General features: G+C 61.8%; 13 protein-coding genes. 4 read left to right on the plus strand and 9 right to left on the minus strand.

Annotated features, from left to right (window positions below):
- The first annotated feature begins 212 nt into the window (after positions 1 to 212).
- From BLL38_RS31070 to BLL38_RS01905, 3 genes are all read left to right on the plus strand, one after another.
- Positions 213 to 362 (plus strand): DUF6026 family protein, encoded by a 150-nt coding sequence (locus tag BLL38_RS31070; protein WP_222936214.1) that lies wholly within the window; start codon positions 213 to 215, stop codon positions 360 to 362.
- A 114-nt stretch (positions 363 to 476) separates the two neighbouring features.
- The gene (locus BLL38_RS01900) at positions 477 to 2,222 is read left to right on the plus strand and encodes a phosphoethanolamine transferase CptA (protein WP_076961064.1); all 1,746 of its coding nucleotides are present in this window, start codon (positions 477 to 479) and stop codon (positions 2,220 to 2,222) included.
- Between the two features lie 173 nt (positions 2,223 to 2,395).
- Positions 2,396 to 2,617: a hypothetical protein gene (locus tag BLL38_RS01905; RefSeq protein ID WP_076961065.1), complete on the plus strand. Its 222-nt coding sequence runs from the start codon at positions 2,396 to 2,398 to the stop codon at positions 2,615 to 2,617.
- A gap of 134 nt (positions 2,618 to 2,751) precedes the next feature.
- On the opposite strand, the gene BLL38_RS01910 is transcribed toward BLL38_RS01905, so the two are convergent.
- The 8 genes from BLL38_RS01910 to BLL38_RS01945 all read right to left on the minus strand — a co-directional run bounded on the left by BLL38_RS01910 (position 2,752) and on the right by BLL38_RS01945 (position 11,013).
- Positions 2,752 to 3,243 carry a GNAT family N-acetyltransferase gene (locus tag BLL38_RS01910; protein WP_076961066.1) on the minus strand — a complete coding sequence of 164 codons (492 nt, stop codon included), beginning with the start codon at positions 3,241 to 3,243 and terminating at the stop codon, positions 2,752 to 2,754.
- A gap of 147 nt (positions 3,244 to 3,390) precedes the next feature.
- On the minus strand, positions 3,391 to 4,500 hold the full coding sequence (zapE, locus tag BLL38_RS01915) for a cell division protein ZapE (protein ID WP_076961067.1): 1,110 nt from the start codon (positions 4,498 to 4,500) through the stop codon (positions 3,391 to 3,393).
- Complete coding sequence (pepN, locus tag BLL38_RS01920; protein ID WP_076961068.1) at positions 4,497 to 7,154, minus strand: aminopeptidase N; 2,658 nt, start codon at positions 7,152 to 7,154, stop codon at positions 4,497 to 4,499. The genes zapE and pepN overlap by 4 nt, the downstream gene beginning before the upstream one ends.
- A gap of 13 nt (positions 7,155 to 7,167) precedes the next feature.
- On the minus strand, positions 7,168 to 7,998 hold the full coding sequence (locus BLL38_RS01925; protein WP_076961069.1) for a DUF2797 domain-containing protein: 831 nt from the start codon (positions 7,996 to 7,998) through the stop codon (positions 7,168 to 7,170).
- The gene (locus BLL38_RS01930; protein ID WP_029291449.1) at positions 7,995 to 8,255 is read right to left on the minus strand and encodes a YeaC family protein; all 261 of its coding nucleotides are present in this window, start codon (positions 8,253 to 8,255) and stop codon (positions 7,995 to 7,997) included. The genes BLL38_RS01925 and BLL38_RS01930 overlap by 4 nt, the downstream gene beginning before the upstream one ends.
- Positions 8,256 to 8,285: 30 nt before the next feature.
- Entirely contained in the window at positions 8,286 to 9,155 is an 870-nt protein-coding gene (locus BLL38_RS01935) for a rhomboid family intramembrane serine protease (protein WP_076961070.1), read from the minus strand.
- Positions 9,152 to 10,126 (minus strand): metallophosphoesterase, encoded by a 975-nt coding sequence (locus BLL38_RS01940; RefSeq protein ID WP_162493902.1) that lies wholly within the window; start codon positions 10,124 to 10,126, stop codon positions 9,152 to 9,154. Before BLL38_RS01940 ends, BLL38_RS01935 begins: the two co-directional genes overlap by 4 nt.
- Complete coding sequence (locus BLL38_RS01945) at positions 10,123 to 11,013, minus strand: NAD(+) kinase (protein WP_010210870.1); 891 nt, start codon at positions 11,011 to 11,013, stop codon at positions 10,123 to 10,125. Before BLL38_RS01945 ends, BLL38_RS01940 begins: the two co-directional genes overlap by 4 nt.
- Before the next feature lie 154 nt (positions 11,014 to 11,167).
- On the opposite strand from BLL38_RS01945, the gene BLL38_RS01950 reads away from it, so the two are divergent.
- A complete protein-coding gene (locus tag BLL38_RS01950; protein ID WP_076961072.1) occupies positions 11,168 to 12,115 on the plus strand; it encodes a DUF1853 family protein in 948 nt (315 codons plus the stop codon).
- Positions 12,116 to 12,241: 126 nt separating this feature from the next.
- Here the strand turns inward: BLL38_RS01950 and BLL38_RS01955 are convergent, their stop codons facing one another.
- Positions 12,242 to 12,844 (minus strand): vWA domain-containing protein, encoded by a 603-nt coding sequence (locus BLL38_RS01955; protein ID WP_076961073.1) that lies wholly within the window; start codon positions 12,842 to 12,844, stop codon positions 12,242 to 12,244.
- Between the last annotated feature and the right edge of the window lie 3 nt (positions 12,845 to 12,847).

A 12,847-nucleotide genomic window follows, 5' to 3' on the forward strand; every position in this document is an offset into this window, starting at 1 on the left:
CCGGCGCCAATCGCACAAGTTTCATCACAAAAATGGCCATCGTTTCACCATTACTGGCTGAAAAGTCACAGCGACCTTGAAAAATAAAAAAGTTCCCTTGCACAGAAAAAGAAATCAGAATTGCCCCTGACTCCTGCCGAGGGCCTCGATTCAAGCGCTCTGGTACCGCGATACACCGGCTATTTGCGAGGTAAGCAATGCGCACTGCACAGATGACACGCCCGCCACAGACCCTTTACGTCACCGTCCGCCGCGACGAGCTGCGCCAGTTGAAAGACGAGCGTGAGCAGTTGCAGCAGGAAGTCATCCGCCTGCGCGCGCAATTGCAGGCCCAGCTCACGAATCAAGCCATCACCTGCTAAGCCCCTGGTCCAACTCACAAACTTTTCACCAGCCCTTCCCGATAATCCCCCGCCAGAACGCCGCCTCACGCATGGGCGTTGGTGACCGGGACAATTATTGGGTTGGAGCGCTGCATGGCGATGTTCAAACGCAGCACGAAGTCTGCAAAAGGGTTTGATTGGGCCGGCCTTGGCTGGATGTTCCTGTTTTTCTGGTATTTCTCCGGCATTACTCAACTGCTGATCCAACTGACCGGCACCTCCGGCTTCAGTGGGTTCCGCCAGGCGTTCTTCATGAGCGCGCTGTGGTTGGCGCCGATGCTCCTGTTCCCGCGCCGCGCCCGGCTGCTCGCCGCGTTGATCGGTGTGGTGCTGTGGGCCTGTTCCATGGCCAGCCTGGGCTATTTCTTTATCTACCAGCAGGAGTTTTCCCAGAGCGTCATCTTCATCATGTTCGAGTCGAACATCTCTGAAGCCGGCGAATACGCCACCCAATACTTTGCCTGGTGGATCGTGCTGGCCTTCATTGCCCACACCGCCCTGGCCATTTTCCTCTGGACCCGCGTGCGCCCGGTCTATCTGCCCAAGGCCCGGGCGATGGTCGCGGCGACGGTCATTGTGCTGGCGATTGTCGGCTACCCGCTGGTCAAGCAGATCGCCACCAACGACACCCTGGAGCGGGCCATCGATGGGTTTGAAACCCGTGTCGAACCTGCCGTGCCGTGGCAGATGATCGTCGCCTATCGCCGCTACACCCAACAGTTGAACAATATGCAGGGCATGCTCGACAACGTCAGCAAGATCCCGCCCCTGAGCAACTTCAAGGACAGCATGGCCGGCCAGCCGTCGACCCTGGTGCTGGTGATCGGCGAGTCTACCAACCGCCAGCGCATGAGCCTCTACGGCTACCCGCGCAAGACCACCCCGGAGCTGGACAAGCTGCGTGACCAACTGGACGTGTTCGACAACGTCATCACCCCGCGCCCCTACACCATCGAGGCGCTGCAACAGGTGCTGACCTTTGCCGACGAAGAGCACCCGGACCTGTATCTCAAGACCCCGTCCATCGTCAGCATGATGAAACAGGCCGGCTACAAGACCTTCTGGATCACCAACCAGCAGACCATGACCAAGCGCAACACCATGCTCACCACGTTCTCCGAACAGGCCGACGAGCAGGTGTACCTCAACAACAACCGCAACCAGAACGCCCGCCAGTACGATGGCGACGTGCTGGAGCCGTTCACCAAGGCCCTCGCCGACAAGGCCGAGCGCAAGCTGATCGTGGTGCACCTGCTGGGTACCCACATGAGCTATCAGTACCGTTATCCACCAAGCTTCGACACCTTTACCGACCGCCAGGGTGTCCCGGACGGCGTGAACGACGACCAGTTGCCCACCTACAACAGCTATGACAATGCGGTGCTGTACAACGACTTCGTGGTGTCGAGCCTGATCAAGGACTACGCCAAGACCGACCCCAACGGTTTCCTGCTGTACCTCTCCGACCACGGCGAGGATGTGTTCGACTCGGCCGGCCACGGCACCCTGGGTCGTAACGAGGGCAAGCCGACGGCGCCGATGTACACCATCCCCTTCATGACCTGGGCCTCGCCGAAGTGGCGCGCCACCCACGACTGGAATATGCAGGGCGATGTGCAACGGCCTTACAGCAGCTCGCAGTTGATTCACACCTGGGCTGACCTCGCCGGCTTGAGCTTCGACGAGCTGGACCGCAGCCGCAGCCTGGTCAGCGACAGCTTCAAGCCACGGCCGCTGCTGATTGGCGATCCCTACCAGCGTCCACAAAAGGCCCTGATCGACTTCAGCCTGATCAAGCCCAAGGCCAGCACTGTGCCGGCCAACGTCGTCGTGCAGTAGTGTTTGAAGGCTCGGATTTCAGGCGTGCAACGCGCTGGAATCCGAGCTCAATAGCCGCTTCAACCCTGCAAGCACCCCGTTAACGCCCATTTAATAAGCTTCCTACAGACTCTTCCCTTAAATCTGATCAGAGATGGTGCAGATACCGATCACTTTTAATGGGAATCTATGCAATGAAACTTTCAACCTTGATGCTTGCCGGCCTGATGAGCCTGACTTCCGTGGCCGCCTTCGCCGAAGGTGGCTCGGATCGCGTGAAGGAGTATTTCAACGACTTCAGTTTCAGCCAGAAGCAAATCCACGACGATGCCGAACACACGGCGTCGGTCGATACCAAGGATGCCAAATCCGGTTCTGTCGAACAGGCGCAGGACACTGAACAACCCAAGAGCTGATGCCCTACTGATCGTTCCCACGCTCCGCGTGGGAATGGCTCCTGGGACGCTCCGCGTCCCGCTCTCAAGGGCAAACGCAGAGCGTCCAGGGCAGCATTCCCACACGGAGCGTGGGAACGATCAGGCAGACGTAATTAGAGGGCTTTGCTCCAGAACAACATGCGGCCATGGGCCGGGTCGAAGATCGAGTCATCAAACCCGAACTTGCGATACGACGCCTGTGCCACTGGATTACCTTCCAGCACTTCCAGGGTGATCTTGCAGCAACCCCGCTGGCGGGCGATTTCCTCGACCTTCTGCAGCATTTTCTGGCTCAGGCCCAGACCGCGGAACGGCTCCTTGACCACCACATCATGCACATTGACCAGCGGCCGGCAGGCGAAGGTCGAAAACCCCTCGAAACAGTTCACCAGCCCGGCCGGCTCCCCGCCGACAAAGGCCAGCACACTGAAGGCATGGGCGCGCTTGGCCAGCTCTGCCGGCAATTGTTGCAGCAGGTCGGCGGACAAGCCGTGGCCGCCGCCCATGGGGTCTTGTGCATAGTGATTGAGCAACAGGCCAATGGCCTCGGCATGTACAGGGTTGCTGTAGCTGGCTTGCAGCACCAATATTTCTGCGGCTTCCATTTCCTTCCTCGATAACGGCCCGGCAGGGATGAGCTCCCCGCAAAAGCTCGATTGTAAGCGCGGTGTAGGCGTTAGATGAAGGAGATTAGCTACAAGTTGGCGCGGGAAAAGGTCAACAGGCCGCCGGTTGCGCCCATGACCCGCCAGTCATCGTTGGTCAAAACGTTGCAACTGCATCTCCTGCAGACGACTGAAGGTGCGGCGGAACGCAAACGCCAGGTAACCCTCGGTGTAGAGCGCGGCCAGAGGCACCTTGGCTTCGATGGATAATGGCACCTTACGGTCGTAACACTCATCGACCAGGGCGATAAAGCGCCGCACACTGTCATCGTGCACGGACAACGCCGGCAACTCACGGTCGCCCGCCTCCACGCGCCGAGCACCATCCTCGGTGCCGCGGGCAATCCGTCCGGGACGTGTCGAAGCACTCAAGCCGGGCACTTCGCCGAGTAAAATGGCGCGATAGCGATCACATAGCTGCATGAAATCCATGGCCGCCAGCGGTTGCTCGCACAGGTCGGCGTAGCGGCACCACAGGATGGTTTCGCTGGACTGCACTGTGACAATCGCCCGCGAGCCGACGATCACCGGTTCACTGCTGCGGGCCTGGCCCTGGCTCAACTCCTCAAAGACTCTGGCCAGCGCCTCGGGCTGGTCCACCCAATAGCGCTGCACGGCGGTGCCCGGGTGCAAACGGTGATCCTCCTGGCCGTCGACCGCCACCACCTGCATATGCGCCTGGATCGCCGCGATGGCCGGCATAAAGCGCTCGCGGTTGAAACCATCGGCGTACAACTGCCCTGGCGGCTGGTTGGACGTGCAGACCATCACCACCCCTTCGTCGAACATCACCTGGAACAGGCGCCCGAGGATGATCGCATCGCCAATATCATTGACGAACAGTTCGTCGAAACACAGCACCCGCACCTCCCTGGCCAATTCACGGGCCAGGGCTCGCAACGGGTCGGGAGTGCCGGTCAGCTGGAACGAGCGCTGGTGGACCCAGCCCATGAAGTGATGAAAGTGCTGGCGTCGCGCAGGTACCCGCAGGCTCTGGTAGAACTGGTCCATCAGCCAGGTCTTGCCACGGCCCACCGGCCCCCAGAGATAAACCCCGGTGACCGGCGCGCTGGCAGCTCGATGCAACGCCTCATGGCACACCTGCAAAGCGTTTACCGCCTGGCGTTGCGCAGCGTCGGCCACAAAACCATTGGCCAGGGCCTGTTGGTAGGCGACCAGTGGTGAGTCCGTCGTCATGCGAGGCTTTTGCTGACCACCTCGAACACATCGCTGGACAGCTCGCCCGAACCGCGGATGCGTTCCAGTTCAGCCTTCATCAATGCCTGGCGGGCGCTGTCGTATTTGCGCCAGCGGGTCAGTGGCGCCAACTGCCGCGAGGCAATCTGCGGGTTGAAGGCATTCAGCTCGATGACCAGGTCCGCCAGGAAGCGATAACCCGAGCCATCGGCGGCGTGGAAGTTGATCAGGTTCTGCCCGGCGAAGGCCCCCACCAACGCACGCACCTTGTTCGGGTTCTTGATAGTGAACGCCGGGTGCTGCATCAGCGCCTTGACCCGCGCCAGCCCGCCCGGCAACACGCTGGCGGCCTGGACGCTGAACCATTGGTCCATGACCAGCGGGTTGTCCTTGAAGTTCTCGGCAAACACTTGCAGGGCCTTGGCCTTCTCGGCGTCGAACGGCGAGTTGACCAGCACCGCCAGTGCCGTCAGGCGTTCGGTCATGTTGTCGCACGCGTCGAACTGTTCCAGGGTGGCGGCCAGCACTTCTGGCTTGCCGCTGAGCATCAAGTACGACAGCGCGATGTTCTGCAGGGCGCGACGGGCGAAGTGCTCGGCCGTGGCCACGTAAGGTGTGCGGCGCGACAGGTCGCGGTTGGCCTGGTAGCGCAGCCACAGGGCCTCGAACAACAGGTCGGCCAACTGCTTGCGCGCAAACTCGCGGGCGGCGTGGATCGCATCGACATCCGCCACTTCGCTGATTTCGGTGAGGTAGGCTTCGCCCGGCAACGACAACATTTCCGCGACCATGGCCTGGTCCAGGCTGTCGTCGCTCAACACGCTGCGCAATGCATTGACCAGCCGTTGATCCAGCACCAGGGCCTGGCCCTGCTGGTGTTGGCCGGTCAGGTCCTGCAACACCTGCACCGCCAGTTGCTGGCCCGCCTCCCAGCGATTGAAACCATCGCTGTCGTGCTGCATCAGGAACATCAACTGGTCACGGCTGTAGGGGAAGCTCAGCTTCACCGGCGCCGAGAAACCCCGCAGCAGCGATGGCAATGGCTGTTCGGCAATATCAACGAAGGTGAACGTCTGCTCGGCTTCCGTCACCGACAACACCCGCGAGGTGCCCTGCGCCGCCGCTTCACCGGCCAGGCGCAACGGCAGGTCGGCACCATTGGCATCCAGCAGGCCCAGGGCCACGGGAATCACGAACGGCAGCTTTTCTACGTTGTCCGGGGTTTGCGGGCAGCTCTGACGGAAAGTCAGGCTGTAGGTCTTGGCCGCGGCATCGTAGGACTCGGTGACGGCCAACCGTGGCGTACCGGCCTGGCTGTACCAGCGCTTGAACTGGGTCAGGTCGGCGCCGTTGGCATCTTCCATGGCCTTGATAAAGTCGTCACAGGTCACGGCCTGGCCGTCGTGGCGCTCAAAGTACAGGTCGCTGCCTTTGCGGAAACCTTCGGCGCCGAGCAAGGTGTGGATCATGCCGACTACTTCCGAACCCTTTTCGTACACGGTCAGGGTGTAGAAGTTGGAAATCTCGATAAAGCTGTCCGGGCGCACCGCGTGGGCCATGGGCCCGGCATCTTCGGCGAATTGGTGGGTGCGCAGGTAGGCCACATCCTGGATCCGCTTGACGGTGGCCGAGTTCATGTCGGCGGAGAAGTGCGAGTCACGGAATACCGTAAAGCCTTCCTTGAGCGACAGCTGGAACCAGTCGCGGCAGGTCACGCGGTTGCCCGACCAGTTGTGGAAGTACTCGTGGGCGACGATGGCCTCGACCCGCTGGTGCGCAGCGTCGGTCGCGGTCTCGGCGCGAGCCAGCACGGCGCTGGAGTTGAAGATATTCAGGCCCTTGTTTTCCATGGCGCCCATATTGAAGTCGTTGACCGCGACGATCATGAAGATATCCAGGTCGTATTCGCGACCGTAGACCTCTTCATCCCAACGCATGGACTTCTTCAGGCTGTTCATGGCGTGCTGGCACTTGTCGATGTTTTCCGGCTCGACATAGATGCGCAGCGCCACGGTGCGCTGGCTCATGGTGGTGAAGGTGTCTTCGACGCACCACAGGTCACCGGCCACCAGGGCAAACAGGTAGGCCGGCTTCTTGAACGGGTCTTCCCAGGTCGCCCAGTGCCGGCCGTCTTCGCCGGGGCCGCTGGCAATCGGGTTGCCGTTGGACAGCAGTACCGGATAACTGTGCTGCTCGGCGATCACCGTGGTGGTGAACGTGCTCATCACGTCCGGGCGGTCCAGGTAGTAGGTGATCTTGCGAAAGCCCTCGGCCTCGCATTGGGTGCAGAACATGCCGCCGGACTTGTACAGACCTTCCAGGGCGGTGTTGGTTTGCGGGTGGATGCGCACGCTGGTATCGACCGTAAAGGTGTCACTGGTCGGGTGCAGGGTCAGGTGGCTGTCAGTCAACTGGTAGTCGGCGACGCTCAGCTCCCGGTCGCCCAGGGTCACGCTCAACAGCTCCAGTTGCTGGCCGTCCAGTACCAATGGCGGCAAGCCGGCGCCGCGCTCGGGATTGCGGCGCATCACCAGCTGCGCGTGGACCAGGCTATGGTCCTCGAACAACTCGAAGGTCAGGTGGGTCTCGTCGATCAGGTACTCGGGCGCCTGATAGTCCTTCAGGTAAATCATCTTCGGTTGTTCGGTGCGCATGCGTGAAATCCTTCTACTGATGCACGGCGAGCTGGTAAGCCGTGTATTTACGAATATTGATAACGCCGGTATCGAAGATCAGGTATTGACCCTTGACCCCCAGCAGCGTGCCTTCGGCAATCGGGTTCTTGTCCAGGTTGAAACTGACGATCTTGGCCGGATAATGCTCCACCGGGTAGCGGATTTCGAGGGGCTCGATATCGGTTACCGGTTGGATGGCCTGCAAGCCAAAGCGTTCCTGCAATTGCAACAGGCCGTCGGCGCAGGAGATGAACAACTCGTCGCGCACCTGCGCAAGGTCCACCGCCACGGCATCGCCCTTGAGCAAGGCGCGCCAGTTGGTCTTGTCGGCGACCTGGCTGCGCAGTACATCTTCGACAAAGCCCGATTGCTGGCGCGTGGCCACGCGCATGATCGGCAATGCCTGGCTCGCGCCCTGGTCCAGCCAGCGCGTGGGCAACTGGCTGGCGCGGGTGATGCCGACCTTGATCCCCGACGAGTTCGCCAGGTACACCACATGGTCGGTCATGCAGAATTTTTCGCCCCAGGCCGGGTCGCGGCAGGTGCCGGCATCGAAATGGCAGCGCTCGGGGCTCATGATGCACAGGTCACACTGGGCCAGCTTGGTCATGCACGGGTAGCAATAGCCCTGGCTGAAGCTGGTCTTGGTCTTGCGTCCGCAATGGGTGCAGTGGATCGCACCGAGGTATTCCAGGCGTATATGAGTGCCAATCAACGGGTTGACCGGCACCTCGCTGTCGCCCAGGCGAAAAGCGTATTGGACGGTCGGCGAACCCAGTTGCGCCGACATCTTGCTGACTGCACCACGGCCAATCTCAATCAATGGATGGCATCCGACTTGAACAGGATGTTTTCCACCGGGGTCGACTTCGATTGGCATTCCTGCGGGCCCATGTAGCCGGTGCGCTGGTCTTCCGGTAGGTTTTGCAGCTCCCAGGCGATCATCGCCTGCAACGACAGCTCGCGCTGTTCGGCAGTGAGCTTGCGGCCATCGGACCATTTACCGATTTCCACAGCGAGCTTGAGGCTCTGGTAGATATCCGGGGTGATGTTTTCGATCATTTCAGCAAAAGAGGACATAAGACTCTTCCTTCAATAATGGGCAGAGATTCAAGCATGACGTTTATGGCGGCTGTACAACCCGCCGAGCAAACCGGTGATACAACCTGCCACCAGGCCGCCGACATGGGCCGCATTGGCGATTTCGCCGAAGCCGATCATCGAGACCAGGCCCGACAGGCACAGCACCAGCCACACCAGCATCATCACCAAGACGCCACGCGGCAGGCGATATGCCGGGTTGGGCGCGAGCATCTGGTAGATCCAGCAATGGCCCAACAGGCCGTACAGCACGCCGGACAAACCACCGAACAGGCCCGGCCCGCCAAAGGTGTATTGCGCGTAATTGGATGCCAGGCTGAACAGCAGGGTCAGGCCCAGCAGGTTGATACTGCCCTGGCGCGCCTCGATCCGCCGCCCCAGCTCCCAGTACCACATGCCATTCATGGCCAGGTGCAGAATGCCGAAGTGGATCAGCATCGGCGTCACCAGCCGCCACCACTGCCCCGCCGCCAGACTATCGGCCAGGGGCGTGAAGTACAGGTATTCACCGGCCACATGGAAATTGAGGAACGTCAGCCAGCTCATGGCTTGCAGGTTGTCGCCGAGCATCGTAACCGCACCGACGATCAGGCTCAGCAGCAACACACCGGCGGTCAGCGGGCTGTGGCGCAATTGCTGGAGAAAACCTGCCCGCTTGGTGACCTGCGCCTGGGGAATCTCCAGTTGTAGGTCCGGGTCACCGGCCGGGAAACGCTGATACAGGCTGCGCACGTCCTCGCTGATGGCTTCGGGCGCCCACAGCACCTGCTCACCGGCTTCCTCGCTGACACGATGGGGCACTTGCATGCGCTGCAACAGTTTGACGAAGCCCGCCAGGTCCACATTCAGCGGCAGGCGTAAAACGGCCACGCTACTCATGAAATCACCTCGGGGCGCTCGACATCGACCCACACGAACTTGTTCGGGTCGAGGCGGGTTTCCTGGTCCAAGCGATAGGCCACCAGCTTGCCATAGAGCACTGCGCTGTAGTCCAGGCAGGCCAGGTTAGAGCGGATCGGCGCCGGTTTGCCGCTGCGCCAGTAATGGCCGACAAACAGCAAGGGTTCATCGACGCCATAGCGCAGCAGGGCGTTTTTCTCGGTTGAAGACAACGGCGTGCGGGCCACCGGATCGGGCAAGGCATCGGGCTGGAACACAATATCGCCGTAGGTTTTCGGGTCGTCTTCCCAGAACTTGGTGCGGAAGAACGAACGGGTCAGGCCATCGCCACCGGTCAGGGTCAGGCCATCCGGCAGGCGCATATCGGTGCCGCGCAGCAGGCGGTCGAAGGCGTTGCAGGCAAAACTGCCGGGCACGGCGGCGGCCTGCAAAAAATGCTCGTCGATACAGCCGTCGGGAAATTGCCCGCGCAACGGCTCGATCAGCCCCCCATCCCAGCAGGCATGCACCACGCGGAAACGCCCGGCATCGACAAACAACGGCATGTCGTAGAACCAGGCGAGGAAGTCGTGCCAGTCGCCAGGATGGTGCTCGAACTGGGTCAGGGTCTCGTGGAGCAACCGCGCATGGCGTGGCGTATGTTCGCGCACGTACTGCTTGCCACTGCCCGGCGGCGCCAGGGTGCTCCAGCCCAGGGCGTTGAACTCATGGTTGCCCATGATGCACAGCGCCTGGCCGGCCTCGACCATGTCATGGACGATATGCAGCGCCTCGCGGATCCGTGGCCCCCGGTCGATGATATCGCCAAGGAACACCGCTATGCGGGAAGGATGGCGCCAGGTGCCGCCCTGCTTGTGGTAACCCATCTGGTCGAGCAGGTGCTCAAGGGTATGAGCGCAACCGTGCACGTCCCCAATCAGGTCGTAGCTACGCGCGGGATCGAGCATCAGTCGCCTCCACCCCCCAAGCGGCTGCCCCAGCCCAGCTTGGTGCGACACACTTCGTAGTAGTTGTGATCCAGCGGGTGGATCAACCGCAGCTTCTGCGCCTTTTTGCTCACGGTGATGGTGTCACCGGGGGCGCAGGTAAAGTGGTTCTGCCCGTCACAGGAGACTTGCGGGTAGATCTGCATGTCTTTGGAGACCACGATTTTCAGCTCACTGTTGCCATCGACCACAATCGGCCGGCTCGACAACATATGGGGGTACATCGGCACGATCACAATGGCATCGAGCTTGGGATGCATGATCGGCCCGCCAGCCGACAGCGCATAGGCCGTGGAGCCGGTGGGGGTGGCGACGATCAGGCCGTCGGCCTTCTGGCTACAGACGAACTGGCCGTCGATATACAGCTCGAACTCGATCATCCGTGTCGACTTGCCGGGGTGCAGCACCACATCGTTGAGGGCATCGCCCTGGCCGATGGCTTCGCCATGGCGGCGCACTTCGGCTTGCAGCAGGAAGCGGTTTTCCACCAGGTAGTGGCCGTCCAGCACCTTGGCCACTTCGACTTCCAGGTCATCGGGGCGGATATCGGTGAGGAACCCCAGGCTGCCCCGGTTGATCCCCAGCACCGGCACGTTATGCCGCGCCAGGGCCCGGGCCGCACCCAGCAGGCTGCCGTCGCCGCCGACCACAATCACCATGTCGCAGACTTCACCGAGCATTTTGCGCGATGAGGTTTGCAGGCCGTGGCCCGGCAGAATCTCGGCGATGGTGTCTTCGAGGATCACATGCAGGTGGCGCTCAAGCAGAAACTTTTTCAGCCGGCGGACCGTGTCCAGAACCTGGGTACTGCCCAGGCGACCGATGATGCCGATATTGCGAAATTGCTCCATGGGGCTCCTGCAGGGTTTGGGTCTGGCAAAAAAGAACGATTATGGGCGAAAGGCCGCATTAGACAAAATCCTTTGTCGCCGCAGGGCCAGACAACAACGGTTCTCAACACCCGCCACGGTCCCGCAGCGAGTAGGAAACAGCTATGCTCGGACCATGAATCCGTTTCCCGACCTGCACCATTTGCCCCGTCAATTACGTCATCCCGAGGTGCGGGACCTGGCGTGGGTGATCCTCGCCCCGCCGATGCTGGAACACACCCCTTGGCCGCAACGCCACCCCCTGGCCGGCAGCGACTGGGTGCAGCAACCCGAAGCCCTGGAGCACTGGCTCAGGCAGCTGGACCAGGACAGCCATGCCCTGCTGCATTGGCTGAGCCTGGCGCGCACCCGGCGCCTGGGCCTGTATTACGAACGTCTGTGGCAGTTTGCCGTGCAGCATGCCCCGGGGGTGGAGTTGCTGGCGGCCAACCTGCCGATCCGCCAGGCCGGGCACACCCTGGGTGAGCTGGATATGCTGCTGCGCGACCGGGATGGCGTGCATCACCTGGAACTGGCGATCAAGCTCTACCTGGGCCCGCAAGAGGGCGACGGCCGTGATACCGCGCAATGGCTGGGCCCGGGTTGTCACGACCGCCTGGACCGTAAGCTGGCCCATCTGGCGGACCATCAACTGCCCATCTCGGCGAGCGCGCAAAGCCGGCAGATGCTGGCGGCCCTGGATATTAGGGATTTCACCGCCCATCTGTGGCTCGGCGGCTACCTGCTGTACCCCTGGCCCGGCGAGGCCGAACCGCCCCTCGGCGCCCATCCACAGCATTTGCGTGGGAGCTGGTTGCATCAGCGCGATTGGCTGGATTTTATCAATGCCAGCCCTCCGGGCCGCTGGCAACCCCTGCCCCGCCATGCCTGGCTCGCGCCGGCGCATTACTCGGCAGGGGAAATCTGGAGTGAGGAGCAGATGCAGCGCTGGCTGGCCGACCTTGATCCGATGGCGCCGGCGCAGTTGTTGGTGCGCATGATGCACAACGGTGGGGATTGGCAGGAAGCGGAGCGGCTGTTTCTGGTGGCGGATCTTTGGCCGAATGTACCGGGGGCTAGCTGATAGTTTTGCGGTGGGTTTGAGGGCCTTATCGCAGGCAAGCCAGCTCCCACATTCAAGCGCATTCCAAAGGACCTACTCGGTCAACTGTGGGAGCTGGCTTGCCTGCGATAGCGGTAGCAAGCAGCGCTACAGGCTATCAATATGCCGATAATCCACCTGCAACCCGGCGGCCAGCTCCCGCGCCCGCCCCAGCCGGATCGGCCCACGTTCGATATCCACCAACAGCCCCAGGCAATCCAGCACCGGCAAGTGACCGATATCTTTGAGCCGGCCATCGGTAATCACCAGCAACCGCTGCTGCTCAGCCGGATACCGCTTGCGCCGCGCCGCCAGCCAATGCCCAGCCTCGGTCAACGCCGCCAGCAGTGGCGTACCACCGCCCGCGCCCAACCCATCCAACCAACGCCCCAGGCCTTTCGCCGCTTTCAAGCCTTGGACCTGCCAACTCGGCACCTGCCCGCTGGCCGTCAGCAGCGCCATGCGCGCCCGCTGCCGATAGGCGTCGTCGAACACCTGCGCGAGCAAGCCCTTGGCATCGCTCAAGGCCTGATGGCGCCGCGTGGACGCCGACGCATCGACAATCACCAGCCACAACTCATGGGCCGAACGGCTGCGCAGGTGGTAGCGCAAGTCTTCACGCGCTTGCGGTCGCCCTCCCAGCAAGGTGCCCGGCCAGTTGACCGAGCCCTGCTGCGCGCTGCGCGCCTTGCCCTGGCAGCCCCTGTCCAGTCG

Source organism: Pseudomonas gessardii, from assembly GCF_001983165.1.
Classification (GTDB): domain Bacteria; phylum Pseudomonadota; class Gammaproteobacteria; order Pseudomonadales; family Pseudomonadaceae; genus Aquipseudomonas; species Aquipseudomonas gessardii.